The sequence below is a fragment of the Pseudoduganella sp. jia 12 genome (assembly GCF_055502675.1).
Genome location: NZ_JBUXKP010000008.1, coordinates 78650 through 104088 on the forward strand (window position 1 = coordinate 78650; position 25439 = coordinate 104088).

23 protein-coding genes are annotated in these 25439 nt (G+C 65.7%); 11 read left to right on the top strand and 12 right to left on the bottom strand.

The window, feature by feature from the left end; all coding sequences use genetic code 11:
- Nucleotides 1–72 precede the first annotated feature (72 nt).
- The 7 genes from ACY65G_RS18555 (at nt 73) to ACY65G_RS18585 (ending at nt 9339) form a co-directional block, all read left to right on the top strand.
- Nucleotides 73–3048 carry a TonB-dependent receptor gene (locus ACY65G_RS18555; protein WP_464998779.1) on the top strand — a complete coding sequence of 992 codons (2976 nt, stop codon included), beginning with the start codon at nt 73–75 and terminating at the stop codon, nt 3046–3048.
- A 143-nt stretch (nt 3049–3191) separates the two neighbouring features.
- Nucleotides 3192–4727, top strand: a complete 1536-nt coding sequence (locus ACY65G_RS18560) for a tryptophan halogenase family protein (RefSeq protein WP_464998780.1) — start codon at nt 3192–3194, stop codon at nt 4725–4727.
- Between the two features lie 16 nt (nt 4728–4743).
- A complete protein-coding gene (locus ACY65G_RS18565; protein ID WP_464998781.1) occupies nt 4744–5478 on the top strand; it encodes a SapC family protein in 735 nt (244 codons plus the stop codon).
- Nucleotides 5462–6466 (top strand): cupin-like domain-containing protein, encoded by a 1005-nt coding sequence (locus ACY65G_RS18570; RefSeq protein ID WP_464998782.1) that lies wholly within the window; start codon nt 5462–5464, stop codon nt 6464–6466. The genes ACY65G_RS18565 and ACY65G_RS18570 overlap by 17 nt, the downstream gene beginning before the upstream one ends.
- 28 nt (nt 6467–6494) lie before the next feature.
- Nucleotides 6495–7997, top strand: coding sequence for a tryptophan halogenase family protein (locus tag ACY65G_RS18575; protein ID WP_464998783.1), 1503 nt, complete (start codon nt 6495–6497; stop codon nt 7995–7997).
- A 167-nt stretch (nt 7998–8164) separates the two neighbouring features.
- Nucleotides 8165–8680: an energy transducer TonB gene (locus ACY65G_RS18580; protein WP_464998784.1), complete on the top strand. Its 516-nt coding sequence runs from the start codon at nt 8165–8167 to the stop codon at nt 8678–8680.
- 134 nt (nt 8681–8814) lie between these two features.
- Nucleotides 8815–9339 carry an SRPBCC family protein gene (locus ACY65G_RS18585; RefSeq protein WP_464998785.1) on the top strand — a complete coding sequence of 175 codons (525 nt, stop codon included), beginning with the start codon at nt 8815–8817 and terminating at the stop codon, nt 9337–9339.
- 9 nt (nt 9340–9348) lie between these two features.
- Here the strand turns inward: ACY65G_RS18585 and ACY65G_RS18590 are convergent, their stop codons facing one another.
- Together ACY65G_RS18590 and ACY65G_RS18595 are read right to left on the bottom strand one after the other, a co-directional pair.
- Complete coding sequence (locus ACY65G_RS18590) at nt 9349–10368, bottom strand: SDR family NAD(P)-dependent oxidoreductase (RefSeq protein ID WP_464998786.1); 1020 nt, start codon at nt 10366–10368, stop codon at nt 9349–9351.
- An 80-nt stretch (nt 10369–10448) separates the two neighbouring features.
- A complete protein-coding gene (locus tag ACY65G_RS18595; RefSeq protein WP_464998787.1) occupies nt 10449–11348 on the bottom strand; it encodes a DMT family transporter in 900 nt (299 codons plus the stop codon).
- Nucleotides 11349–11453: 105 nt separating this feature from the next.
- Here ACY65G_RS18595 and ACY65G_RS18600 point away from each other — a divergent pair, with 105 nt between their 5' ends.
- Together ACY65G_RS18600 and ACY65G_RS18605 are read left to right on the top strand one after the other, a co-directional pair.
- Complete coding sequence (locus ACY65G_RS18600; protein ID WP_464998788.1) at nt 11454–12341, top strand: LysR family transcriptional regulator; 888 nt, start codon at nt 11454–11456, stop codon at nt 12339–12341.
- 155 nt (nt 12342–12496) lie between these two features.
- A complete protein-coding gene (locus ACY65G_RS18605) occupies nt 12497–12961 on the top strand; it encodes an SRPBCC family protein (RefSeq protein ID WP_464998789.1) in 465 nt (154 codons plus the stop codon).
- 130 nt (nt 12962–13091) lie between these two features.
- Here the strand turns inward: ACY65G_RS18605 and ACY65G_RS18610 are convergent, their stop codons facing one another.
- The 3 genes from ACY65G_RS18610 to ACY65G_RS18620 all read right to left on the bottom strand — a co-directional run bounded on the left by ACY65G_RS18610 (nt 13092) and on the right by ACY65G_RS18620 (nt 15666).
- The gene (locus ACY65G_RS18610; protein WP_464998790.1) at nt 13092–13745 is read right to left on the bottom strand and encodes a hydrolase; all 654 of its coding nucleotides are present in this window, start codon (nt 13743–13745) and stop codon (nt 13092–13094) included.
- Between the two features lie 183 nt (nt 13746–13928).
- Entirely contained in the window at nt 13929–14393 is a 465-nt protein-coding gene (locus ACY65G_RS18615; RefSeq protein ID WP_464998791.1) for a DUF2269 family protein, read from the bottom strand.
- Between the two features lie 4 nt (nt 14394–14397).
- Nucleotides 14398–15666: an SDR family oxidoreductase gene (locus ACY65G_RS18620; protein ID WP_464998792.1), complete on the bottom strand. Its 1269-nt coding sequence runs from the start codon at nt 15664–15666 to the stop codon at nt 14398–14400.
- A gap of 63 nt (nt 15667–15729) precedes the next feature.
- Here ACY65G_RS18620 and ACY65G_RS18625 point away from each other — a divergent pair, with 63 nt between their 5' ends.
- On the top strand, nt 15730–16209 hold the full coding sequence (locus ACY65G_RS18625; protein ID WP_464998793.1) for a hypothetical protein: 480 nt from the start codon (nt 15730–15732) through the stop codon (nt 16207–16209).
- A 24-nt stretch (nt 16210–16233) separates the two neighbouring features.
- Here the strand turns inward: ACY65G_RS18625 and ACY65G_RS18630 are convergent, their stop codons facing one another.
- Entirely contained in the window at nt 16234–19344 is a 3111-nt protein-coding gene (locus ACY65G_RS18630; RefSeq protein WP_464998794.1) for a response regulator, read from the bottom strand.
- 147 nt (nt 19345–19491) lie between these two features.
- On the opposite strand from ACY65G_RS18630, the gene fnr reads away from it, so the two are divergent.
- Nucleotides 19492–20250 carry a fumarate/nitrate reduction transcriptional regulator Fnr gene (gene fnr / locus ACY65G_RS18635; protein ID WP_464998795.1) on the top strand — a complete coding sequence of 253 codons (759 nt, stop codon included), beginning with the start codon at nt 19492–19494 and terminating at the stop codon, nt 20248–20250.
- A gap of 52 nt (nt 20251–20302) precedes the next feature.
- Here fnr and ACY65G_RS18640 read toward each other — a convergent pair whose 3' ends face one another.
- From ACY65G_RS18640 to ccoN, 6 genes are read right to left on the bottom strand one after another with little or no spacing between them, the layout of a single operon-like run.
- Nucleotides 20303–20809: a FixH family protein gene (locus ACY65G_RS18640; RefSeq protein ID WP_464998796.1), complete on the bottom strand. Its 507-nt coding sequence runs from the start codon at nt 20807–20809 to the stop codon at nt 20303–20305.
- Between the two features lie 11 nt (nt 20810–20820).
- Nucleotides 20821–22194: a cytochrome c oxidase accessory protein CcoG gene (gene ccoG, locus ACY65G_RS18645; protein ID WP_464998797.1), complete on the bottom strand. Its 1374-nt coding sequence runs from the start codon at nt 22192–22194 to the stop codon at nt 20821–20823.
- A 3-nt stretch (nt 22195–22197) separates the two neighbouring features.
- Nucleotides 22198–23106 (bottom strand): cytochrome-c oxidase, cbb3-type subunit III, encoded by a 909-nt coding sequence (gene ccoP, locus ACY65G_RS18650; protein ID WP_464998798.1) that lies wholly within the window; start codon nt 23104–23106, stop codon nt 22198–22200.
- Nucleotides 23099–23263 carry a cbb3-type cytochrome oxidase subunit 3 gene (locus ACY65G_RS18655; RefSeq protein WP_464998799.1) on the bottom strand — a complete coding sequence of 55 codons (165 nt, stop codon included), beginning with the start codon at nt 23261–23263 and terminating at the stop codon, nt 23099–23101. Before ACY65G_RS18655 ends, ccoP begins: the two co-directional genes overlap by 8 nt.
- Before the next feature lie 3 nt (nt 23264–23266).
- Entirely contained in the window at nt 23267–23893 is a 627-nt protein-coding gene (gene ccoO, locus ACY65G_RS18660) for a cytochrome-c oxidase, cbb3-type subunit II (RefSeq protein ID WP_464998800.1), read from the bottom strand.
- Between the two features lie 7 nt (nt 23894–23900).
- Nucleotides 23901–25316, bottom strand: a complete 1416-nt coding sequence (gene ccoN / locus ACY65G_RS18665; RefSeq protein WP_464998801.1) for a cytochrome-c oxidase, cbb3-type subunit I — start codon at nt 25314–25316, stop codon at nt 23901–23903.
- Nucleotides 25317–25439 lie beyond the last annotated feature (123 nt).

A 25439-nucleotide genomic window follows, 5' to 3' on the forward strand; every position in this document is an offset into this window, starting at 1 on the left:
GATCAGATATGGAAACGTTTCCATAGCAGTAGCGGCAGCCGGGTAGAAAACCATAAGAACACAGGAGACCACATGCAATATCCGAAAACAAAGCAGAAACTGATTGCCCTGGCCGTGTCCAGCGCGTGCGCCGCCACCGCGCTGCCGGCATGGGCCCAGGACGTGGCGCAAGCGCAGGGCGCCGACCTGTCGTCGTCGCAGCCGGTACAGTCGGTGGTGGTGACGGGCATCCGCGCGTCGATGCAGTCGTCGCTGAACCTGAAGCGCAATTCCGACGGCATCGTCGACGGCATCGTGGCCGAGGACATCGGCAAGTTCCCCGACACGAACCTGGCCGAATCGCTGCAGCGCATTTCCGGCGTGTCGATCGACCGCTCGATCGGCGAAGGCTCGAAGGTCACCGTGCGCGGCGTGGGGCCCGACTTCAACATGGTGCTGCTGAACGGCCGCCAGATGCCCACGTCGAACCTGGGCGACCTGAATGGCCGCGCGTTCGACTTCGCCAACCTCGCATCCGAGGCGGTATCGCAGATCCAGGTCTATAAAACCAGCCGTGCCGAAACGCCGGCCGGCGGCATCGGCGCCACCCTGAACGTGATGACCGCGCGCCCGCTCGACCGCCCCGGCATGCTGGCCAGCGTGGGTGTCAAGGGTGTGTACGACAGGTCGGCATCGAACCTGCCGGGCGACGTCAGGGATGGCAAGCGGGTGACGCCGGAAATCTCGGGCATCTACAGCAATACCTGGAACGACAACATGTTCGGCGTGTCCGTCAGCGCCAGCTACCAGGAACGCAACCTGGGCTACAGCACGGCATCCGTGGGCAATGGCTGGAAGGGTCCTTACCTGGGCAGCTCCACGGCGGGCGGCACGATTCCCCAGCCCGGCGCTCCCGGCTCGGAGAACATTACCAACCGGCCCGGTGCCGCCGATGTCTATTCGCTGCCGCAAAACCTGAACTATGCGTTCAACGGCGTGCAGCGCGAGCGCACCAATGGCCAGCTGACGTTCCAGTTCGCACCGCGCAAGGACCTGACCACCACGCTCGATTACACCTATTCGCAGAACAAGATCCACACGCGCCGCCAGGACCTGTCGGCATGGTTCAACTTCGGCCCTTCCGCCTCCAGCTGGACCGATGGCCCGGCCGCCGGCCCGCTGGTGTACACCGAGTTCCTCCCTGCCGGGACCAGCGACATCGCGATGGGCGGCGCGGACTTCGCCACCGTCAGCGAAAACAAGTCGGTCGGCTTCAATACGCTGTGGAAGGTCAATTCCGCGTTGCGCCTGGAGCTGGACGTGCACCGCTCCACCGCCGAATCGCAGGCCGACAGCCCGTGGGGCTCGGACAACGTGATCGGCACCGCGTCGTTCAGCCGCGGCGACACCACGGCCGACTTCAGCCAGGACTTCCCCGTGCTGTCGATCGCCGGCGCCGATTTCGCGCGCGCGCCGCAGCAGGTCACCGGCTCCGCGTTCCGCAACGGCTACATGAAAGGCGAAATCAGCCAGGCCCAGTTCAAGGGCCGCCTGAAGGTGATGGAATCGTCGCAGCTGAACTTCGGCCTGTCCGCCACCAAGGTCGATAACCGCTCCGCCTTCTCGACGATGCAGCGCGACACCTGGGGCGGCGCCAGCAGCCCGGCCGACTACCCCAGCAGCGTGTGGCACCCGGCGACCGTGCGCGGCTACTTCGACAAGATCGACGGCTCCGGCAACCCGGCCCTGTTCAACAACTTCTACACGTTCGATTTCGGCCAGGTGCGCGACCTGGCGATCAAGGCATCCGGCCGGCCGGACCTGTATTCGATCAAGGACCGCTGGGATACCGACCAGCGCACCGAGGAAAAATCCAAGGCCCTGTACATCCAGTTCAATACCGACTGGGACACGGCGCTGCCGATCCATACGGCCATCGGCCTGCGCTACGAGAAGACGGACGTGGTGTCTTCGGCCCTCGTGCAGACCGCCACCGGCATTTCCTGGGTATCGCAGAACGAATTCCCGGTGCAGTTCGGCGCCCCGGACTTCACGACGCTGACCGGCAAGTACAACAACCTGCTGCCCAGCATCGATACCGATATCGAACTGCGCCAGGACATGAAGCTGCGCCTGTCGTATGGCGAAACCATCGGCCGCCCGCGCTATGACCAGATCCAGGGCGGCACGGTGCTGACCGCGCTGGCGCGCGTGGATGGCGGTACCGGCACGTCGGGCAATCCGGGCCTGAAGCCGGTCGAGTCGAAGAACCTGGACCTGTCGTACGAGTGGTATTACGGCAAGCAGAACTTCTTCGCGCTCGGCTTCTTCAAGAAGAACCTCGATAACTACGCCGGCGTGTCGCAGGTCAATGCCACGCCGTTCAACCTGCACACCCCGGCGGGCGGGGCATTGTGGAACCTGGCGCTGGCCAATGGCTGCGCCACCGCCGACACCACGTGCATCCGCAACTACATCTTCCGCAACCATCCGACGGCACCGGGTGTCACGCGCGGCAATGACGATGCCGCCGGCAACGCCACCGGCACCATCGTCGGCCAGCCGGGCGACCCGGTCGCGAACTTCCGCATCACGTCGTTCTCGAACCAGAAGAAGGCAAGCCTGAAAGGCTTCGAGGTCAACGTGCAGCACATGTTCGGCGACAGCGGCTTCGGGGTATCGGCCAACTACACGTATGTCGATTCCGGCCTGGGCTTCGACAACGCCAGCGCCGGCGAACAGTTCGCGCTGGTCGGCCTGTCCGACTCGGCCAACCTGGTCGGCATCTACGAGAACGACAAGTGGAACGTGCGCGCCGCCTACAACTGGCGCGACAAGTTCCTGGCCTCGACGTTCGATGGCGCGGGCCCGAACCCGGTCTACACGGAAGCGTACGGGCAGTTCGACCTGTCGGTCGGCTATGCGATCACGCCGCAGCTGTCGATGCAGTTCGAGGGCATCAACCTGACCAACGAAACGACGCGCCAGCACGGCCGTAACGAGCGCATGCTGGTCAATGCCACGCAGGCCGGCGCGCGCTATATGTTGGGTCTGCGCTACAAGTTCTGACGATCGTTTTCATACTATGAGAGGGGAGGGGCTCCGTGCGTGGCGGAGCCCCTCCCGATTTTTATCTCATTTGCCACGGCGGTGTTAGTTTTTCGGTTAGACTAATTGCCACTTTCGTAGTTTGACTTGTACTCGGGTTCCTCATGTCCAGCCTGATCAATCACGTGGTCATCGTCGGCGGCGGTTCCGCCGGCTGGCTGACCGCCGGCGTCATCGCAGCCGACCATCCTGCATTGCGTGTGACGCTGGTCGAGTCGCCGGACGTGGCGCCGATCGGGGTGGGCGAGGGCACTTGGCCGTCGATGCGCGACACGCTGCACCGCATCGGCGTTTCCGAATCGGCGTTCTTCCGCGAGTGCGACGCCGCGTTCAAGCAGGGTTCCCGCTTCAACGGCTGGCGCCATGGCGGCGGTGCCGAGGATTACTATTTCCACCCGTTCGTACTGCCGCAAGGCTTCGGCGAAGCGGACCTGGTGGAACGCTGGCAGCGCGATTTCCCGGGGGTGCCGTTCGCCGACCTGGTGAGCTTCCAGCCGCACCTGTGCACGAACGGCCGGGCGCCCAAGCAGCCGGCCACGCCGGAATTCGCCGCCGTGGCCAATTATGGCTACCACCTCGATGCCGGCAAGTTCGGCGTCTTCCTGCGCAAGCACTGCCTGGAAAAGCTGGGCGTGCGCTACGTGCCGGACCATGTCACCGCCGTCAACAGCCATGGGAACGGCGACATCGCCTCGCTGCAAACGAAGGAACACGGCGCCCTGGAGGGCGACCTGTTCATCGATTGCACCGGCATGCAGTCGCTGCTGCTGGGGCGCCACTACGGCGTGCCGCTGCTGCACCGCAAGGACGTGCTGTTCAACGACTGCGCGCTGGCCGTCCAGATACCGTACGAGCGCGAGGACAGCCCGATCGCCTCGCAGACCACGTCCACCGCGCAGCGCGCCGGCTGGATCTGGGATATCGGCCTGCCCACGCGGCGCGGCATCGGCCACGTGTACTCGAGCGCGCACACCACCGACGAGCAGGCCGAAACGGACCTGCGCGTCTACGTAGGCACGGACATGCCCGCGCCCCGCAAGCTCACCTTCGAACCCGGCTACCGCGAGCAGTTCTGGCACCGCAACGTGGTCGCCATCGGCCTGTCCGCCGGCTTCATCGAACCGCTGGAAGCGTCCGCGCTGGCGCTGGTCGAGATGTCGGCGGCGATGGTCAGCGACGACCTGCCGGCCACGCGCGACGCGATGGATATCGTGGCGCGCCGCTTCAACGATGCGTTCACGTATCGCTGGGAGCGCGTCATCGAATTCCTGAAGCTGCATTATGTGCTGAGCGGGCGTACCGATCCGCGCAGTGATGCCGATTACTGGCACGACAACCGCCGCGCCGAGACCATCCCCGCGCGATTGCAGGAACTGCTGGCGCTGTGGCGCCACCGGCCGCCGTCGCGCCTGGACTTCAACCGCATCGAGGAAGTCTTTCCATCGGCCAGCTGGCAGTACGTGCTGTACGGGATGGATTTCAGGCCCGACCGCGAACGCATCACGCGGCGCGATTCGACGGGCAATGCCGACGGCTACTTCCGCGAAGCCGCCGAGCTCACGCGCAGGATGCTGCGCGCGCTGCCGTCGAACCGCGAATTGATCGACCATATCCGCCTTCACGGGCTGCAGAAAATCTAGAACAGACGAGACACGCATGACAAACCACGTTTTACTGAACAATGTCCAGCACAAGGACCTGAAGGTCATCACCCGGCACGGCCCCGGCCTGGGCGACGAGCAGATGTACGCCGCCACCTTTCCCGCCGAGTTCCGCACGCTGCAGGCGCACTATCCGATCGTGTTCCGCAAGGCGGAAGACGGCCGCACGTTCGAGCCGGTCGCGCTGTTCGGTTTCCAGGCCGGTGAAAACTTGTTCCTGAAGGCCGACGGCTGGGATGCGCCGGAAATCCCGCTGATGATCGAGCGCCAGCCGTTCCTGATCGGCCGCAACGGCGAGGAGATGCTGGTGCACGTGGACCTGGACAGCCCGCGCATAGTCAAGTCCGATGATTCGCGAACCGAAGGCGAGCCGGCATTCCTGCCGCACGGCGGCATCACGGAATACCTCGAACGCGTCAACTCGATGCTGTTCACGATCCACGAAGGCTTGCAGAGCAACGCGGGCTTCGTCGAGGCGCTGCTGAAGTACGAGCTGCTCGAATCGTTCGTGTTCGACATCGAACTCGATGACGGTTCGCAAAACCGCCTCGCCGGTTTCTACACGATCCACGAAGAGCGCCTGCATGCCCTCGGTACCGAAGCGATCGGCGCCCTGCACCGGGCCGGCTACCTGCAGCCGATCCACATGGTGCTGGCATCGCTGTCGCAATTCCGTGCGCTGATCGACCGGAAAAATCGGGAGAACCGGCAGCATGCTGCCGGTCGCTGAACTGCGCGGCCTCACGCCGCGCGACCTGAACGACCGCATCCTCACGTCCACGCAGCCGCTGCTGCTGCGCGGCCTGGTGGCGCAATGGCCGATGGTGCGCGCTGCGCTGGAATCGCAGGAAGCGGCATCCGCCTACCTGAAGCGCTTCTATGCGGGCGGCCCCGTTGTCGCCATGCTCGGCCTACCGGACATCGGCGGAAGGTTCTTCTACAACGACGATATTTCCGGCTTCAACTTCCGCCCCGTGCATGCGCCCCTGAACGGCGTGCTGGACGAACTGGAAGCGCACCGCAACGACGAGCAGCCGCCGGCGATCTACGTGGGCTCCACCACGATCGATGCGTGCCTGCCGGGTTTCCGCAGCGAGAACGACGTCGACCTGGGCAAAGACCGGGATCCGCTGGCATCGATCTGGATCGGCAACCGCACACGCATCGCCGCGCACTACGACGCGCCGGACAACCTGGCCTGCGTGACCGCGGGCCGGCGCCGGTTCACGCTGTTCCCGCCGGACCAGCTGCCGAACCTGTACGTGGGGCCCCTGGACTTCACGCCGGCCGGGCAGGCGATCAGCCTCGTCGACCTGCATGCGCCGGACTTCGAACGCTTTCCGCGCTTTGCCGAGGCGCTGGAGCATGCGCAGGTGGCGGAGATGGCACCGGGCGATGCGCTGTTCATTCCCAGCATGTGGTGGCACCACGTCGAGGCGCTGGAAGCGTTCAACGTGCTGGTGAACTACTGGTGGCGCCAGACCCCGCACTACATGGATACGCCGACGAATGCGCTGATGTACGCGATCATGACGATCCGCGACCTGCCGCCCGAGCAGCGCAAGGCATGGGAAGGCCTGTTCCGCCATTACGTGTTCGAACACGATGGCGAAACGTCCGCCCATATCCCGCCGGCCGCGCAGCGCATGCTGGCGCCGATGACCGAGGACATGGCGCGCGCGCTGCGCGCCCAGCTGCTGAAGCGGATGAACCGCTGAGCGCATACACAAGAACAAGGAGACGGACATGGAACAGCAACGCGAGAAAAAGCCGGTACGCCGCGTGGTGATCGCCGGCGGCGGCACGGCCGGATGGATGGTCGCGGCCGGGCTGTCGAAATCGCTGGGCAAGCTGCTCGACATCAAGCTGATCGAGTCGGACGAGATCGGCACGGTCGGCGTCGGCGAAGCCACGATCCCCACGCTGATGAATTTCCACCACCTCCTGGAGATCAACGAGCAGGAGTTCATGGCCGAAACGATGGCCACGTTCAAGCTGGGCATCAGTTTCGAGAACTGGCGCAACGTGAACGAGGATTACATCCACTCGTTCGGCACCACCGGCACCGACCACTGGACGGCCGGCTTCCAGCACTTCTGGCGCAAGGGGCGCGAGCGCGGCATCGCCGGCGACTATGGCGACTACTGTCTGGAGCTCAAGGCGGGGCTGCAGAACCGCTTCGCGCACCTGCCGAACAACGGCATGAACTACGCGTACCACATGGATGCGGGCCGCTATGCGAAATTCCTGCGCAAGTTCAGCGAGCGCTATGGCGTGCAGCGCGTGGAAGGCAAGATCGCCGAGGTGCGCAAGAACCTGGTCAGCGGCGACATCATCGCGCTGCGGCTCGACTCGGGCGCGGAGCTCGAGGGCGACCTGTTCATCGACTGCACGGGCTTCCGCGCACTGCTGATCGGCCAGACGATGGGCGTAGAGTACGACGACTGGTCGCACTGGCTGTTCAACGACAGCGCGGTCGCGCTGCAGACGAAATCCGTGCGCGACGCCGTGCCGTACACCCGGTCGATCGCGCGCTACGCCGGCTGGCAGTGGCAGATCCCGCTGCAGCACCGCGTGGGCAACGGCATGGTGTATTCGAGCCGCTACACAGACGACGAATCGGCGCTGCGCACGCTGCAGGCTGCCGTCGACGGCGAAACGCTGACGACACCGCGCGTGATCCGTTTCACGCCGGGCCAGCGCAAGCAGACGTGGAAGGGCAACTGCGTGGCGATCGGCCTGGCCAGCGGATTCCTGGAACCGATCGAATCGACCAGCATCCACCTGATCCAGCGCGGCATCATCCGGCTGATGCAGATGTTCCCGCAAGACGGCATCAGCCAGGCCGACATCGACGAATACAACCAGCAGGCCGACTACGAAATCAAGCACATCCGCGATTTCATCATCCTGCACTACACCGTCACGAACCGCCGCGACACCCCGTACTGGCGCGACGCCGCCACGATGAAGCTGCCGCCATCGCTGCAGCACCGTATCGACCTGTTCCGCGACACGGGCCGCGTGTTCCGCGTATCGAACGAACTGTTCGCCGAAAACTCGTGGATCCAGGTGATGCTGGGCCAGGGCATCCTGCCCGCCTCGCACCACCAGACCGCCGACCTGATGGGCGACAAGGAACTGGCCCACTTCCTCGGCAACATCAGCGGCGCCATCGACCGCACCGTCGCGCAACTGCCATCGCACCAGAAATACGTCGAGCAATACTGTTCCGGCACCGGGTGGTAACGCCGCAAACTTGCCTAAAACCGGGGTCAGACCCCGAATTTGGGAAATATTTCCTGAAACCGGGGTCTGACCCCGGTTTTTGGAAATTAGTTGTAGTGTGACAATGCGAGAGTTTTCCATGGGGGGCGATGCGTTATAAACACGACATTGCCAATCTGGAGTTCACCTTGCGGATCCCCCTTGTATTGGGCGCCTTGCTGGCGCTGTCGACTTGCCTGGCCCATGCGCAGCAATACTCCATGAAAGCAGAGGATGCGCAGACCGGGACGAACCTGAAGCGCAATGCGATGCGCCTGCATTTCCCGCCGGACAAGACCTACGCGGAATTGCCGGAAGCGGACAAGGCACGGCTGCGCGCCATGTACGAGGCAATGGGGCCGAACGACGAGCCGCCTTACCCGTTGCGTGGCTACGGCAAGCTGATGCGCTCGATTTCAACCGCCGGCGGTGCGCTGCAGGTGGAAGGGCTGGTCGAGATGGGCGTGATCGTGGGCGCCGATGGCCGGGCCAACGAAGTGAAGGTGTACCGCTCGCCCGATCCGAAAACCACGACGGTGATGGCCAACGTGCTGATGCTGGAAAAGTACAAGCCTGCCGTGTGCAACGGCAAGCCATGTGCCCAGGAGTTCCCGTTCGCCATGGAATTCAGCCTGGAAAATCAACAGCTGAAAACCTACCGTTAGTCTGGTAAATTGACGAAAAGCCAATAAGAAACCGGCTTTTCGGCATGCACGAACCGGCCAGTCTCATCATTCGCGGGAAAAACCCGGGCCGCCTCGACAACCAATCACTGACCTGCAAACCAAGGAGAACGAACATGGCAACCGCTGACCAGGTGGCACTGACCCTTCGTCGCACATTCGACGCGCCGCGCGATCTGGTGTTCACCACGATGACCGACCCGGAACACCTGCGGCACTGGTGGGGCCCGAAAGAATGCACGATCACGGTGGCGCGTGCCGACGTGCGCCCCGGCGGCATCTTCCACTACTGCATGCACCCGCGCGATGCCATGGCCGGCATGGACGTCTGGGGCCGTTTCGATTTCCAGGAAATCGAGCCCCCGCACCGCTTCGTGTTCGTCAACGGCTTTGCCGACGAAGCCGGCAACCGTATCCGCTACCCGCTCCTGCCCATGTGGCCGCTGGAAGTGCGCAACACCGCCACGCTCGAAGAAGACAACGGCAAGACGACCCTCACGCTGCACTCGGCGCCGGCGAACGCCAGCGACGCCGAATGCGCCACCTTCTTCGCCGCGCATGCATCGATGCAGCAGGGCTTCAGCGGCATGTACGACGTCTACGAGCAGTACCTCAAGACCGTGCAGGCCGGCGCGAAATAAGCCGGCAGGTCAGTCGCCGCGGCGCGTGGCGGCTGGTTGCGCGTTTTCCCTGTCATTTTCCACTTCCATGCGTGCGCGGTGCCCGCCCTCCACGCCCGTAGTGCCCTGCATCGGCTGGTGCACGGCACCCGGGGTGGCCGGTGCCGGCGGCGCCGTCTTGAACTGGTAGTGATGCGCCACATTGGCGGCCGCGCGTTCGGCCAGGTCGGGCGCCAGCCGTGCCCCCGCGTACGCGGCCTTGGCCTTCCACCCCACCGCCAGCTCCTCCTGCGGGTGCACGGAAATCCACACGATCGCATCGACGACTTTTTGCGGATCGTCCATCAGCGGCATGCGCGGCGTGCCGCCGCTGTAGTTCGCCGCATGCGTGAAGAACGGCGTATCGGCGGCCCATGGCAGCACGGTGGCCACGGCGATGTTGCCGGCACCGGTCAGCCGCAACTCCTCGTTCAGCGAGCGGCCCAGCGACAGCGTGGCCGCCTTGGTCGCGGAATACGTTGCGTGGAACGCCTGCGGGATCGCGCTTTCCACGGAACCGATATTCACCAGCGTGCCGGCACCCTGCTTGCGGAACTGCCGCAGCGCCACGTGGCTGCCGTAAATGACACCTTTCAGGTTCACGTCCACGATGCGCGCATGATCTTCCCGCGGCACGGTATCGAACACGCCGATGGCGCCGACGGCGGCATTGTTGATCCACACGTCGACACGGCCGAAGCGCGCCACGGCCGCGTCGAGCAGGCGTTGCACGTCCTCCTGGCGGCTGACGTCCGTCGTCACCACCAGCGGCGTGCCGCCGCGCGCGGTGACTTCGGCCGCCACGGCATTCAATGCCTCGGTGCGGCGCGCGGCCAGCACCACGTTGGCCCGCATGGCGCCCAGCTCCAGCGCGACACCCTTGCCGAAACCGCTGGAGGCGCCGGTGATCACGTAGGTCTTGCCCGCCACCGCGCCCCGTTCATCGGCGGACAGCACGGTGCCGCAGCCGGCCAGCTGCACGGCGAACATCAACAGCATCAGGTAGCGCATGGTTCCTTCCTCCTGGAAGGCGCCATGATAGGGAGATCGGCCGGCATGCCATCGCACGATACCAACCGGAACAATCCGGCTCAGCGGTTCGTCAACGTCACCCCTGCCGCCACCAGCACGCCGCCGGCCACCATCGAGGCGAGTACCTGCTCGCCCAGCAGCAGCGCCGCCAGGCCGATGCCGAACACGGGCACCAGGTTGTTGAACACGGCGGTGCGCGAGGCGCCGATCGCCTTTACCCCCTCGTAGTACCAGACAAAGCCCAGCACCGTGCCGAACGCGCCCAGGTAGCCCAGGCTGGCCCACACCTGCCAGCCGATGCCGCTCCATTCCAGGACCACCAGGTCGCGCCCCGCGCCCACCAGCAGGAACAGCAGGCCCCACAGGGCCGCATAGGTGGTCGCGGCCACCGGCGTGAGCCCCTTCAGTGCGGCACGGCCCACGAGCGTGTAGGCGGCCCAGCTGCTGATTGCGCACAGCATCAGCAATTCGCCCTTGCCCAGCGACTGGCCGATGTCGTGCAGCGCCGCCACGGGATCGCCGCGCGTGATGACGATGGCCGCGCCGGCGAACGCCAGTGCGATACCGGCCCACTTCACGGCGTGCAGCCGTTCGCGCAGCAGCACGGCGGCGGCCAGCGCGGTCACGATCGGGTTCAGCGCGATGAACAGCGCCGCGCGCCCGGCCGGCATCGTGCCCAGCGCGCCGAAGAAGCACAGGTTGTACAGGAAGATGCCGGTCAGGCCCAGCGCCGCCGTGGCCGCCACCTGCTTGCCGGTCAGGCGCGGCAGGCCGCCTTCCTTCTTCCAGGCGACGAGCAGCAGCAGCGCCGCCGCCACGGCGAAGCGCAGCGCGGCCGCCGTCATCGCCGGCAGCGCATGCGCGACGATGCGCCCGGCGATGAACGTGCCGCCCCAGAACAGGGTGACGAGTACGAGCTTGCCGTACACGAGGTTGTTTTTCACGAGGGAGTCGGTCATGTTGTGCTTGCGTCCGGGGTTCAGGAAGCCATACAGTATTGCTTATCCCAACTCATAGGCAAATGAGCATAAGCTCATGGGCTGTTCTTGTTTTCCACGGCAACCATGACATTCACCCAGCTGGAAATCTTCGTGATGGTGGCCGAGATGCGCGGCTTCACGGCGGCCGCGCTGCGCCTCGGCATCAGCCAGTCCGCCGTGTCGCATGCGATCCGTGTCCTCGAACAGGAGCTGGACGTGCAACTGGTCGAGCGCCAGCAGGCCGCCGTCGAGGTGACGGAACTGGGCCGCCGCCTGCTGCTGCGCGCCCGCGAGATCCTCGGGCTGCAGGAGGCGATGCGGCAGGATGCCGCCGTGGCGCGCGGGCTGAACCAGGGGCTGATCCGCATCGGCTCGTTCGGGCCCACATCGTCGCTGAAGCTGCTGCCGGCGATCCTGAAGGCGTTCCGTGCCCGCTATCCCGGCATCGAGGTCCAGATCGACGAGGGGCCGGATGCGGCCGTCATCGGCTGGGTGGCGGACCGCCGCGTCGACGTGGGCTTCGCCGTGCTGCCGGACGACCGTTTCGATACCGTGCCGCTGGTCGAGGACCAGCTGGTCGCATTGGTGCAGCGCGACCATCCGCTGGCGGCGAAGCGCGCCGTCACGCTGGAGGAGCTGGTGGGACTGCCGTTCATCATGCCCGAACAGGGGTGCTCGGCACTGGTCGAGCCGCTGTTCGCCAACGCCGGCCTGGCGCCGCACGTGCGCTACCGCATGTCGCAGATGGTCACGGTACTGGGCCTCGTCGACAATGGCGACGGCGTCACCGTGATGCCCGAGCTGGCGCTGCCGCACGCGATGGCCGAAACGCACCCATGCATCGTTGCCCGGCCGCTGCGGCCGATGGTGCGGCGGCGCGTGGGCCTGATCCTGCGCAACCTGTCCCGTGCCGCACCGGCGGTGCAGGCATTTGCCGAAATCGCGCGAACCGCCGCGAAATCGGTTCGCTGAAGAAAAACCGGGGACGTACCCCTGTTTCCAGGAAACTCGCGAACAGCTTGCGCTGAAAGAAATTTCTTGAAAACAAGGGTACGTCCCCAGTTTTGCTGTCCAAAACAAAGCGGATCGTATGGCACTACAATGTTTCGACGATCATTGGAGAAATCATGAACGAACGCAGCATGGAACAACGCAGCCCGGACAATTGCGACATCGTCACCACCCGCGTGCTGGACGCGCCGCGCGAACGCGTGTTTGCCGCCTTCAGCGATCCGGAACAGCTGGCGCAATGGTGGGGGCCGGAAGGCTTCACGAGCACCTTCCAGGGATTCGACTTTGCACCCGGCGGCGCATGGACATTCGTGATGCACGGGCCGGACGGCACCACCTACCCGAACGAATCGCACTTCGTGGAGATCGTGCCGCAAGAGCGGATCGTGTTCGATCATGTCTCCGGCCACACCTTCCGCGCCACGTTCGAATTCGCGGACGAAGACAAGCGCACGCGGCTGCGCTGGACGATGCACTTCGGCGATCCGGCCGAGTGTGCGAAGGTGGCGCGCTTCGTGGCCGGTGCCAACGAGCAGAACCTGGATCGCCTGGCCGCGCTCCTGCACCGCCAGGCGGTATGACCGCAGCAAAAGCGCCGCAGCCGGCGGCGCAGCAAAAGCGCCGCAGCCGGCGGCGCAGCAAAAGCGCCGCAGCTGGCGGCGCGGTGAAAAGCGCCGCCCGGAGACCCTCACGCTCCGGGCGCGCCCGCCATCAATGCCCTTCCGAGGCGTTGAACATCGACTTCGCATAGACCAGGCCCAGGCCATAGGCGCCGCCATTGGCCACCGCGGTCTTCACCGTCTGGTCGTACGTCTCGCCGCGGGCCCAGTCGCGCTGCAGTTCGAGCAGGTATTGCAGCGACGTGATCGGACGGGCGCCGGCCTGCACCATGCGCTGCACGGCCATCCCGTGCGCTTCCTCGGTGATGTCGCCGGAAGCATCGGTAATCACATACACCTCGAAGCCCTGGTCCAGCGCGGACAGCGCGGGGCCGACGATGCATACGGAAGTCCACAGCCCGGCCAGCACGATGCGGCCCTTGCCGATTGCATTCACGCGGTCGGCGATGCGCTGGTCTTCCCAGGTATTCATCGTGGTGCGGTCGATCGGTTTCTGGTCCGGGAACACGGACTGGATCTCGTCGTAGATCGGGCCGGAGAACGACTCGGCCGCCACCGTGGTGAGGATCGTCGGCACCTTGAATTCGGCGGCCGCCTTGGCGACCAGCGCGGTGTTATTGCGCAGCACGGTGGCATCGATCGATTTCGTGGCAAACGACATCTGCGACTGGTGATCGATCAGGATGAGCGTGTGGTCGGCACCGTTCAGCAGGGTTTTACCGGGTTGGGCTTTGGCGATCGGCATGGTGTTTTCTCCTGGGGTTATGCAATGAGTTATTGATTGGATTGTCGATATCTTCGAAAGTCTGACGCTGCGTTGTTTTGTTTGTGCTGCGTCGATGGAATGAAGTATGAACAAACCCGGAAGAAAACAAAAACGGAAAGATTACCTTTCTATAATCGAAAAATTCGAACGCCTTGCGAAGGGCTACATCGGCTTGGCCACCATCAGCCAGAACACGGCGAGGAAGGCAAAGAAGGCGGGAATGCCCAGCGCGACCCAGATCCGGAAATAGCGCCAGAACTGTGGCGGCAGCGGTGTGTTCGCTGTCACGGCCGCGGCGGCCAGATCGCGCAGCCGCATCTGCAGCCACACGACCGGCAGCCAGCACAGCCCGGCGATGACGAACAGCGCCACCGACCACACGATCCATTTGCTGTGCAGCGGATACCCGGCGATGTGGACGAGATAAAAGCCGGTCAAGGGCTGCACGACCATCGTCGTTGCCGTGAAGAGCCAGTCGGCCATGACGACGATGCGCGACACCACGGCGATGGCGGCCACGTTGCGGCTGACGACGGCGAACAGCAGGTACCAGGCGGACCCGATGCCGGTACCGAACAGGAACGTGGCACTGAGGATGTGCAGCCACTTCACGACAAGGTATTCCATTGCGTTACTCCTTCTTTTCCAGCTCGTACAGCAGCCAGATCGCGGCCAGCATCGGCAGGTTCTTGCTGAGCGGGCCATAGGGGTGCCAGACGAATTCCGGCAGGCGCAGCGCGATCACCACGGTATAGAAGCCGATCAGGCCCATCTGCGCCAGCCACAGCGGGCGGCGCCAGCGCCGCGGCAGGGCCAGCGTGCCGATGCCGAACAGCAGGTCGAGCGCGCTGGCGCCATACAGCATCAGCGGCGCCAGCAGGGCCGGGATGCCGGTGCGCTCGAGCAGCCGGTAGCTGTCGTCCACAGGCCAGGCGAATGCGGACACATACGCCGTCCAGATCCACACGATCGCCAGGCTGGGGCGCAGCATGGGCAACAGCCAGCCAAGCTGCGCTTCGCGGCGCTCCGCCTGTGGATGAGTGATGAACTTGTCCACAGGCCGTGGCGGGCGACCCAGCAGCCGCGTCGTTGCCGCGGGATCGGCGGTGTTGCCGCGCGCGAGCATGCGCAGCGTGTCCGGCGTGAGCGGACTGCCCGGCACGAAGCCGCCCAGCCACGCCATGCCCCGGGCGATCGTGTACGGCAGCGGCAGCACGCGCAGGCGGCCCAGGCCGAGCGTGCGCCGCAGCACGCCCAGGTAGCCGATGAACGGCAGGGGCGCGGGCCCCACGAGCGGCACCCGGGCGCTGCGCGGCCCGCCGCTTTCGTCCAGCAGCGCAAGGATTGCCTGGCACACGTCGTCCACGTGTACCGGCTGCACGGGCTGCGGCGCCGTGCCGAAGCGTACGGCGAACGGCATCGTGGCCAGCATGCGGAACAGGCGCGAACTGGCGCCCTCGGGTCCGTACACCAGCGACGGTTGCACGATGCGGGAGCGCAGGGGCAGCGTGGCCAGGAAGTCGTCGGCGGCCTTCTTGCTCAGGTGATAGGGCGTGGTGGCGGCTTCGTCGGCGCCCAGCGCGGAGACCTGGACCACGAGCCGCACGCGTGCGTCCACGCAGGCGGCAAACAGCGCACGCGGCGTTTCGCCATGCAGCCGCGCGAATGTCTGTCCCGGCGCCTCCTTGATGATACCGACACAGTTGATCACGGCGTCCACGCCGGACAGGCGCGCCACCCAGTCCGATTTTTCGCTATCGTGGGCGAAATCGGCCGCAATGAAGTCGCACCCCGGCTGCCGGCGGCGCCCCGCGCACACCACGCGGTGGCCCTTCGCGCGCAGCAGCGGCATCAAGCGGGAACCGAGAAAGCCGGTCGCACCGGTCAGCAGGATCACCATCGCAGGTCCTCGTTGTCACGGAGGGCCCAGTATAGGAAGAAAACAGAACATTCGGAGAACGGTATGGATAACTGGAAGCAGGTCATTATCAAGGGCATGATGCCGGGCGCACTGGCAAGCCTGGCCTCGACGGGCGCGCTGGCGCTGCGCTCGAAGCAGGAAACGGGCAGCCCGTATGCGGGCGCCAACGCCATCAGCCACGTGGTGTGGGGCGACAGGGCCTTCGTGAACGACGAACCCACCTGGAAGTACACATTGACGGGCTATGCGATCCACCACGCCAGCTCGCATTTCTGGGCCAGCATCTTCGAGCAGGCCGCGGGCAAGGTGTTCGACAAGCCGGGCGTGGCATCCAAGCTGGCATCGGCGGCCGCGGCATCGGCCGTGGCCTGCTTCGTCGACTACAAGCTGACGCCGGAGCGCCTGCAGCCGGGCTTCGACGTGCGCCTGTCGAAACGTTCGCTGGCGCTCGTGTATGGCGCCTTCGCCATCGGGCTGGCCGCGGGCGCGTTGTTCAACCACCGCCAGGGCAGGTCTTCCTGAACCGCTAAAGCCCGACGGCGCGCCTCAGGGTTCGCCACTGGCCTGCGCCAGCCAGGCGCGGCCCGCCTCCAGCACGAGCGCCAGTTCGTGGCGCACCGCCGCGAAGTGGGGCGCCAGCTGGCTGGCGGGCAGTTCCGCGATCGCCATCTCGGCATCCATCGTGGCCTTGACCAGCCGTTTCGCTCCCAGCACGCCAAGGGCGCCGCGCAGCGTATGGAAAGTGCGCGCGGCCGCCTGCGGATTGCCGGCGGCGAGCGCCTGGTCCGCTTCGTCCGCCGGGGCCATGCCGCCTTCGAGGGCGCCTTCCACCATCTTGCGCATCAGCGCCCGGCCTTTCGGATCGCGGCCCATCACGCGCGCCAGGCTGTCCATGCTGAACACGGGTTCGTCGCCCTGCGCCTCGGGAAGCATCTGTCCGGGCTCTTTCGTGGCCCTGCGCCGTGCCGGCACGTAGCGCTCGATCACCGTCATCATCTCGTCCACGACGACCGGCTTGGCGATGAAATCGGTGATGCCGGCCGCCATGCAGCGGTCCCGCTCGGAAGCCAGCACGCCGGCCGTCATCGCGATGACGGGGAGCGGCAGCCGCAGCTCGGTGCGGATGGCGGCGGTTGCCGAGAAGCCGTCCAGCACGGGCATCTGCATGTCCATCAGCACGATGTCGTAGCGCTGCGCATCCACGCCCAGCACATCGAGCGCCTGGCGGCCGTCGCCTGCCACGTCGAGCGTGGCGCCGGCATGCTCGAGGATGCCGCGCGCCACGGCCTGGTTCAGCGGATTGTCTTCGACCAGCAGGAAATGCACGCCTTGCAGCCGGCCCGCATGGCCGGCGGCGGCGGGTACCAGTTCGCTGCCGCCCACCTTCACCACCAGGGCCTGGTGCAGCGCGTCGAACAGCGTGGAACTGGTGATCGGCTTGACCAGCACCGCATCGGCTTCGGCGCCCTTCGAGATCTCTTCGAGCCGTTCGCGCGCGAACGCATTGAGCATCACCACGATCGGTTGCCGGTGGCCCGCCGCCTCGCGGCGGATCGCCGCGGCCGGCGCATAGCCGTCCGGGCCGGACATGTGCCAGTCGGCCAGCACCACGTCGTACGGCCGGCCGGTGCGCAGGCGGAACGAGAACATCGCCAGCGCGGCGCTGCCGGAATCGACGAGCTCCGCTTCCCAGCCCCAGGCGCGGATCAGCCGGCCGATCAGGTCGCGACTGGTGGCGTTGTCGTCCGCCACCAGCACGGCAAGGTGGCCGGCGGCCGGCTTGCGCGGCGCTTCCACCCCGGGCAGCACGCCGAACGGCAGCGTGAACCAGAAGCGGCTTCCCTTGCCCGGTTCGCTTTCAACCTGGATCTCGCCGCCCATCAGCTCGATCAGCCGGCGCGTGATCGCCAGCCCCAGGCCGGTGCCGCCGAAGCGCCGGGTGATGCTCTCATCGGCCTGCGTGAAGGCCTGGAACAGGTGCGACAGCTGTTCCGGGTTCATGCCCATGCCGGTGTCGCGCACGTCGAAGCGCAGGCGCGCCGTGGTGTTGTCCTGGTCGGCGACCTTGACCTCGACGACGACCTCGCCCTGCGCGGTGAACTTGATCGCGTTGCCGGCCAGGTTCACCAGCACCTGCTGCAGCCGCAGCGCATCGCCGTGCAGCAGCCGGGGGACGTCGGCATCGACGACGATGGCCAGTTCCAGTTCCTTGTCGCCCGCATTCATCGTCATCGTCGTGGCCAGGGTGCTCATCGATTCGTCCAGGTCGAATTCGACCGGCGACAGCTCCATGCGCTGCGCTTCGATCTTGGAGAAATCCAGCACGTCGTTCAGGATGCCCAGCAGCGAATCGCCGGCGGTGCGGATCATGTGCAGGTACTTGCGCTGCTGCGGCGAAAGGTCGGTGTTCTGCAGCAGTTGCGCCATGCCCAGCACGGCGTTCATCGGCGTGCGGATTTCATGGCTCATGTTGGCCACGAAGTCGCTCTTGGCCCGGTTCGCCGCCTCGGCCCGGTCGCGCGCCCGTTCCAGCTCGGCGGCGCGCGTCTCCAGCTCGTCCATCAGCTCGCGCGCATGGTCGTCGGCCGCCTCGCGTTCGCGCATCAGGTCGTTGAACGCGCCGGTCAGCTCGCCGATCTCGTCGCGCGAGGCGACCGGCAGCGGCGTGAAGTGCCGCGGGTCGCCGCGCAGGGCGCCGATCGCGTCGCGCAGGCGCATCAGCGGCGACATCATCCGCAACATGATCCAGGTGATGACGCCCGCGGTGACGAGCGAGGCCAGCGTGCCCCACAGCGCCAGCCGTGACAGCAGGTCTTCGAACGGTTCGGAGGCTTCTTCGGCGGGCAGGATAGCGATCAGGACCCAGGGCACCGTCTTCAGCCGCTTGTAGCTGAGCAGCGCGCGCACGCCATAGCCATCGGTGCTGATCGTGGTGCCCTCGAACCCTTCGCGGATCGCCCGTAACGTCGATGGAAAACCGCGTGGGTCGCGCTGCTGCATCAGGCGGGCGGGGTCACGGTGCACCACGTAGATCGACGGCTCATAGCCGGTGACGATGTAGTAATGGCCGGTGCGGCCCACCTTGGCCGATCGAAGGTGGCCCAGCAGGTTGTCCTTGTACAGCCGCAGCACGCCGATCAGCACGCAGGCCACATCGCCCTCTTCGCTGAGCACGGGCGCGACGATCTGCACGACGGGTTGCCCGACCGACTTGCCGATGACCGGTTCGGCGATCAGCGGCGCCTTTTCCCGCATCACGCGCTGGAAGTAGGCGCGGTCCGCCACGCTGATGCCGGGGCGGCCCGGCAGCGCCGGCACATCCGCCACGATGACGCCAGCAGGGCTGACGACGAGGATATCGTCGAACAGGCGCAGCACGGCGCGGTAGTCGTAGTGGGCGCGCAGGGCGGGCGGGTCGCTGCAGATCTCGCGCGGCTGCCAGCGCGCCGATTCGGCAACGATGTCGCGCAGCAGCGCCATTCGTTCATCGAGTTCCAGCGCGGTACGGGCGATCAGCGCGTCCTGCTGGGCAAACAGCACGCGCGAAAAATCCTCCTGCATGCGCTGGGCCTGCAGAAAGGTGACCAGCGCGATCATCACGATGGACGTGATGGTCGTCGCCAGCGCGACTTTCGCCTTGATACCAAGCGGATGCATGTCTCCTCCCGCCATCTTGTCGGGCCACTATGCGCCGCCGCATGACTTGCACACTGTGCGGAAGGGCACGCTGCATGCAAGTTTCCCGCCGTCGTGTTGGCAAGTGGTATCCAGTACACTGGAGGCCACCGTAACCGGACCATGACCATGATGCACGAGCTTCCCTCCCTCACCCTGCCCGGCGCAACGATCGACATCCTGAAGGCGCGCTGCGCCACCTGCAGCATGCACCAGCTGTGCCTGCCGATGGGGCTGGAGATGGGCGATATGGACAAGCTCGACGAGATCATCGGCCGGCGCCGCAGGCTGCAGAAGGGCGAGAACCTGTTTCGCATCGGCGACCCGTTTACGCGCCTGTACGCGATCCGGCTCGGCCATTTCAAGACCTACCAGATCAACGCCAACGGCGAAGAACAGGTGACTGGGTTCCAGATGGGGGGAGAATTGCTGGGCATGGACGCGATCAGTACCGACCGCCACTATTGCAGCGCGCAGGCGCTCGAAGACAGCGAAGTGTGCGAAATCCCGTTCGCCAGCCTGGAACAGCTGCTGATCGACATGCCGACCCTGCTGCGCCACTTCCACCGCATGATGAGCCAGGAAATCACGCGCGAGCAAAGCGTGATGCTATTGCTGGGCAATATGCAGGCCACGCAGCGCTTCGCCGCCTTCCTCGTCAACCTGGCTTCGCGTTACGAAGCGCGCGGCTATTCGGGCACCGCGTTCCAGCTGCGCATGTCGCGCGAGGATATCGGCAACTACCTGGGCCTCACGATCGAGAGCATCAGCCGGCTGCTGAACAAATTCAAGAAGCTGGGCTTGCTGAAGGTGGCGAACCGCGAAATCGAGGTGCTCGACCTGGCGCGGCTGAAAGCCATCACGGCGGGCACCGAAACCTGCGCCTGACTGCCCACTGTCTGCCAGGGTCCAGGAAATATTCCAGAAAAACCGGTGTCTGTCACCGGTTTTGCCGTGCCGCCAGCGAGGCTGCCCGTTGCGCTGGCCATAGCCATTGGCCCTCCAGGCGCCACGTGCGCTTTTCGTCCTCCACCAGCACGGTCCAGCGGCTGCGCTCGAGCAGCGGCAGCGGCACGGCGAAGTCGCCATCGCGATCGGGGCGCACCAGCAGCCGCAAGTCCTTTTCCGGTTGCGTGGCGTGGGCCAGGTGCACCTGCAGGGCGCCTTGCAACGGCACGGCCGCGGACAGGCGGCCCTGCAGCACGCCGTGCGCGGGATCGTAGCGCAGCGCGACGGCGGCACCCAGCGCGGCGGCGGCGCGGTCGCGCCGCAAGTCCTGGTTGATCGCCTTGCCGCGCTTGTAGTAATCGCCGACCACCAGCGCATCCGGCTGCGCGAAGGCCAGCCAGGCCGTGCCGAAGCCGGCGACCAGCACGGCGGCCGGACCGGCCATCAGCAGCCAGGGCCACCGTTCGCGGTACCACGGCGTGGCGGAAATCGTCTGCATGCCTGTCTCCTTCAGCGCGGCACGATGAATACCGCGCGCTCTTCGACGGCGAGGTGCGCGTCGCCCTGCGCCGCCAGCGTGAATGTGATGTCGTTGGATCCAGCCTGGCCAGCGCCATGCGGTGCCTGCACCCGCACCGGCACGGCACGTGTTTCGGTGGCGGCCAGCGCAACGACGTCGCCGCTGGCCAGCACCAGGCCGGGCAGGCCGGCGACCGCGATGCGGTAGCGGTGCGGCTGTTCGGACGTGTTCATCACCTGCAGCCGGTACACGTTCTCGATCGCACCGCCGTCGACTTCGCGGCCCATCGAGCCGCGGTCGCGGATCACGTCCACCTTGAGGGGGATTCGCGTGGACAGTGCGAAGCCGGTGGCGAAGCACGCCACCAGCAGCGCGGCGCAGTAGGCCAGCACCCGCGGACGCAATGCGCGTTGCCGGATCCGCGCCGCCGGCAGGTTCGAGGTCATCGCGCGGTCCGTGCTGTAGCGTATGAGGCCGCGCGGCTGGCCGGTCCGGTCCATCACGCCGTCGCAGGCATCCACGCAGGCAGCGCAGCCGATGCATTCGTATTGCAGGCCGTCGCGGATGTCGATGCCGGTCGGGCACACCTGCACGCACATCGTGCAGTCGATGCAGGCTCCGTTCGTGGACTTTTTTCCACGCGGTTCGCCGCGCCGCGTGTCGTATGTGATGACCAGTGTATCGCGATCGAACATCGCGCTCTGGAAACGGGCGTAGGGGCACATGTACTTGCACACCTGTTCGCGAAGCCAGCCGGCGTTGCCGTACGTGGCGAAGCCGTAGAACAGCACCCAGAACCATTCCCACGGCCCGAGCGACAGCGTGGCCACGCCGGTGCCCAGTTCGCGCACCGGCGTGAAGTAGCCGACAAAAGTAAAACCCGTCCACAGCGCCACGGCACCCCAGGCGAGATGCTTGGCGGTGCGCTTGCCGGATTTGCGCAGCGACGGACCTTGCCGGTCCAGTGCGATGCGCGCCGCGCGCGATCCCTCGATCCTGCGTTCGATCCACAGGAAGACCGACGTGTACACCGTTTGCGGGCAGGCGAAGCCGCACCACACGCGGCCCGCCACGGCCGTCACGAGGAACAGCCCCCATGCGCAGATGACCAGCAGCGCGGCCAGGTAGATGAAATCCTGCGGCCACAGCACCAGGCCGAACAGGTAGAACTTGCGCGTGCCCAGGTCGAACAGCACGGCCTGGCGGCCGTTCCACGTGAGCCATGGCGTGGCGTAGTAGGCCAGCTGCGTAAGCCACACGCATAGCCAGCGCAGGCGCGCGTAGCGTCCGTCCGTTTCGCGCGGATGGATCGGCTGGCGCTTCTCGTACATGCGGATGACCTGTTCGGGGGGCGGAGCGTTCATGCCTTACTCCGCCGGATTGGACAGGCCCCACACGTAGGCGGCCAGCACATGCGCCTTGCCTTCGCCGAGGAAGTCGCCGAACGCCGGCATCGTGTTGTCGCGGCCCTCGCGGATGGTGTCCATGATCGCCTCGGCGCTGCCGCCGTACAGCCACGTCTTGTCCGCCAGGTTCGGCGCGCCGAGCGCCTGGTTGCCGGTGCCGCCGGCGCCATGGCAGGCCAAGCAGGCGGTGAACTTGCTCTTGCCGAAAACGCTCTTGATCGGATCGGCCACGGGGCTGCCGGAAAGGCTCAGCACATAGTGGGCCACGTTCTCGATGTCCTTGTCGGACCCCAGCGCCGCGCCCATCGGCGGCATCACGCCATGCCGGCCGTTCATGATCGTCTGCCTGATCGCCTCCGGCGTGCCGCCGTGCAGCCAGTCACTGTCCGTCAGGTTCGGATAGCCCTTGTTGCCGCGCGCATCCGAGCCGTGGCACTGGGCGCAATACGTGAGAAACAGCCGTTCGCCCATCGCGCGCGCCTGCGGATCGGCGGCCACCGCCTTCACATCCTGCCGGCGGTACCGGTCGAACAGCGGGCCGTAGGCATCGTTCGCCTTTGCCAGTTCGGCCTTGTACTGGCTGGACGATTGCCATCCCAACTTGCCGGCATACGTGCCCAGGCCCGGATACAGGAACAGGTAGGCGGCGGCGAACACGATCGTGATGTAGAACAGCCACATCCACCAGCGGGGCATGGGCGTGTTCAGCTCCGTCAGGTCGTCGTCCCATACGTGCCCGGTGGTTTCCACCTTGCCGGCGGGCGCCTTGAACGTGGATTGGGTGTACAGCAGCACGCCGCAGCCCAGGATGCCCAGCACCGTCAGCACGGCGATGTACAGGTTCCAGAAATCGCTGGTGAAATCAGCCATCGTGCTTCTCCTCGTCGGCAAAGGGCAGTTGCGCCGCCTGCGCGAAGTCGCGCTGCTTGCGCGCGGACCACGCCCACACGCAGATGCCGGCGAAGGTGACGAACGACACCACCGTCATCACGCTGCTCGCCCCGTCGAAAATGTGTTCGATGTTCATGGTTCAGTTCCTCGACTTGATCAGGGTGCCCAGCCCCTGCAGGTAGGCGACCAGCGCGTCTTCTTCCGTCTTGTCGGCCAGCGTGGCCGGGGCGGCGGCGATTTCGGCATCGGTATAGCCGTCGCCGAGGCGCTGCAATGCGCGCAGCCTTGGCACGATGTCCCGCGGCGCCAGCTTCGTCTGCGCCAGCCACGGATACCCGGGCATGTTCGACTCGGGCACCACGTCGCGCGGGTTGCGCAGGTGCGTGCGGTGCCATTCGTCGCTGTAGCGGGCACCTACGCGGGCCAGGTCCGGGCCGGTGCGCTTCGAGCCCCACTGGAACGGGCGGTCGAACACGAACTCGCCGGCCACCGAGTAGTGGCCATAGCGTTCGGTCTCTGCGCGGAACGGGCGCACCATCTGCGAATGGCAGGCGTAGCAGCCTTCGCGCACATAGATGTCGCGGCCCGCGAGGCGCAGCGGCGAATAGCGCTCCAGTCCGGCCACGGGTTCCGTCGTCGAGCGCTGGAAGAACAGCGGCACGATCTCCACGGCGCCGCCCACCGATACCACCAGCGTGACCAGCGCGATCAGCAGCCAGGGGTTTTTCTCGATCCATTCGTGCGAGAAATTGCGGAACAGTTTCATGGTGTCCTCACGCGGCTTCGAGTTGCGGGATGGCGGCCACCGGCACGTCGCGGCCGCGCAGGGTCATCCAGGTGTTGTATGCCATGATCGCCATGCCGGCCAGGTACAGCGTGCCGCCGGCGAAGCGCACCACGTAATACGGGTAGGTGGCCTTCACGCTCTCGACGAAGGTGTAGGTGAGCGTGCCGTCGGGGTTCACGGCGCGCCACATCAGGCCCTGCATCACGCCGGCGATCCACATCGCGGCGATGTACAGCACCACGCCGACGGTGGCGACCCAGAAGTGCAGGTCCACCAGCTGCGTGCTGTACATGTTCGTGCGGCCGGCAAGGCGCGGCAGCAGGTAGTAGATGGAGCCCATCGTGATGAAGCCCACCCAGCCGAGCGCGCCGCCGTGCACGTGGGCGATGCCCCAGTCGGTGTAGTGGGACAGCGCGTTGATGGTCTTGATGGACATCATCGGGCCTTCGAACGTGGCCATGCCATAGAACGACAGCGACACGATCATGAACTTCAGGATCGGATCCGTGCGCAGCTTGTGCCATGCGCCGGACAGCGTCATGATCCCGTTGATCATGCCGCCCCACGATGGCGCCAGCAGGATCAGCGAGAACACCATGCCGAGCGACTGCGTCCAGTCGGGCAGGGCGGTGTAGTGCAGATGGTGCGGGCCGGCCCACATGTAGGTGAAGATCAGCGCCCAGAAGTGCACGATCGACAGGCGGTACGAATACACGGGGCGCCCGGCCTGCTTCGGGATGAAGTAGTACACCATGCCCAGGTAGCCGGCCGTGAGGATGAAGCCCACGGCGTTGTGGCCATACCACCACTGGATCATCGCGTCCTGCACGCCCGAGTACATCGAATACGATTTCGTCAGCGTGGCGGGCATCACCATGCCGTTCACCACGTGCAGCAGCGTGACGGCGAGGATGTAGCCGCCGAAGAACCAGTTGGCCACGTAGATGTGCTGCACCTTGCGCCTGACGATGGTGCCGAAGAACACCACGGCATAGGCGATCCACACCAGGGCGATCAGGATCGCGATCGGCCATTCCAGCTCGGCGTATTCCTTGCCGCGCGTGAGGCCCATCGGCAGCGTGATCACGGCCGACACGATCACGGCCTGCCAGCCCCAGAACGTGAAGGCGGCCAGGCGGTCCGAAAACAGCCGCACCTGGCACGTGCGCTGCACCACGTAATACGACGTGGCGAACAGGCCGGAAATGCCGAAGGCGAAGATCACGCCGTTCGTGTGCAGCGGGCGCAGGCGGCCATAGCTGAGCCACGGCACGTCGAAATTAAGGCCCGGCCAGGCCAGCTGCGCGGCAATGACCACGCCGACCAGCATGCCGACGACGCCCCACAGCACCGTCGCGATCGCGAACTGCTTCACGACCTTGTAGTTGTAGTTCTGTTCCAATTGAACACCCCCGGGTTATCTGTCTTGATATGCCTCGGAGGTTACGCAGCGCAGGGGCTAAAAACTTTGACTTAAGTCAAAATTGACCAAGTGCATCACAGGTGTTGTAAAAACGTTGGGGAC